The 1,364-nt window shown below is 34.2% G+C and carries 3 protein-coding genes; all 3 read right to left on the bottom strand.

The features are described from left to right. Window positions 1–156: 156 nt before the first annotated feature. The gene (locus V7077_RS27685; RefSeq protein WP_335507972.1) at window positions 157–603 is read right to left on the bottom strand and encodes a CBO0543 family protein; all 447 of its coding nucleotides are present in this window, start codon (window positions 601–603) and stop codon (window positions 157–159) included. Window positions 604–919: 316 nt separating this feature from the next. After that, a complete protein-coding gene (locus V7077_RS27680) occupies window positions 920–1,009 on the bottom strand; it encodes a YjcZ family sporulation protein (protein ID WP_235743823.1) in 90 nt (29 codons plus the stop codon). A 64-nt stretch (window positions 1,010–1,073) separates the two neighbouring features. Then, a complete protein-coding gene (locus V7077_RS27675) occupies window positions 1,074–1,190 on the bottom strand; it encodes a YjcZ family sporulation protein (protein ID WP_215047527.1) in 117 nt (38 codons plus the stop codon). Window positions 1,191–1,364 lie beyond the last annotated feature (174 nt).

Below are 1,364 nucleotides of genomic sequence, written 5' to 3'. Positions count from 1 at the left end.
AAGAAAAATCTTGAGGAAACCATTTTCCTCAAGATTTTTCTTTTGTTCCCATTAATCATCCGCCCATTTTTCGATTCTTTGTTTATCTTAACAATTGGGAAAGGGAGGATAATGAGTAAAGCAAGACCGAAGAAGTTAATAAAACACAAAAAGGCATCACTTGGATGCCCCTAATTCTTTGAAATTTTTACTGGAGACGGTTTTATGAGCAATATAATAGATAAATGTATAAAAGGGTACAGAGTACCCGAATTTCCAATAGGTAGGATCATATAAGCCTAGCCATTTAAAAATGGGTTCACCGATAAAAGCTGTAGTGATTCCAAAAATGAAACCAATAATCCATGGATTTCTATTATAAAACCATTGGATAAGAAACATTACGGATATTGGCATTAACGAAAAATCAAAAGGAATATAGGAAGGAATAAGAGGTGTAACAGGTTTTAGGTAATTCCATGCAGATAACTGAACTCCTACATTGTCCAATGTTAAAGAAATAAGAGCAACAAAGGTACCCGCATAAAGTAATCGACCGGTGCTTTTCTTTTCTCTAAAAATGATCCATACAATCCAAGGAATGAATGTGAAGATAATACCCAACCACCACTCCCAAGTAAATAGTACTTCATACTTCCAGGCTAATATTCTGTGATCATATGCTTTATGGTATTCCCAAAAAGTTTTATGCATCCCTTGAGATGAATGAATGAGAGGTTCCTCCTGTCATGATAATATAAGCTAATACTACACTATTGCCATTTAGATACTAAATTAAACTAATCAATTACGTCTTTCAATGAATTAAGGAAAAATAACAGAGGCATAAAGAAAGAGCCCGAAGGCTCCTTTAATCCATGTTAAAACTATTATCTTTAATAGAAACATTCTCTATCAACCCAAAACGTTTCTGTACAAATTAATAACCTCTCATAAAAGAAGATCCAACAATGATAAGGAGAATAAACAATACGACAATTAAAGCAAAACTATTTCTTAATCCATCCATGTAGAACACCTCCATTCCTTGCTAAAATAGAAGAAAACACAGACCCAAACAAACCGTGGTGATATTAAACCCAAGCGCTCAGAACAATGATTAACAGGATGAACAAAACAACGATTAATACAAAGCTGCTGCCGCCATAGCCACCGCCATAGCCGCCACCGTAGCCATAAGATCCCCACATATTAATTCACCACCTATTGACTATTTCGAAGTGTTAACTTCTCTATATATATATTTCTTAGAATAAAAGATGATTGGACAAGCGTCACAATGATAATAGAAATCAGCGATTTCCTTATACCATTTTTAAAAAATAAAGGCTGTGTTAATTTTGAATGTTGATTTCCACTCCAGG

This window comes from Neobacillus vireti (genome assembly GCF_036962465.1).
In the GTDB taxonomy this organism is placed as follows: domain Bacteria; phylum Bacillota; class Bacilli; order Bacillales; family Cytobacillaceae; genus Neobacillus; species Neobacillus vireti_B.
The sequence above is the reverse complement of the archived record's forward strand: the minus strand, read 5'-3'. Positions and strand labels throughout refer to the sequence as shown.

What these genes read in the sequence shown, in the direction of transcription:
- V7077_RS27675 (WP_215047527.1), bottom strand. Translation starts at nt 1,190, where the DNA reads ATGTGGGGATCTTATGGCTACGGTGGCGGCTATGGCGGTGGCTATGGC.
- V7077_RS27680 (WP_235743823.1), bottom strand. Translation starts at nt 1,009, where the DNA reads ATGGATGGATTAAGAAATAGTTTTGCTTTAATTGTCGTATTGTTTATT.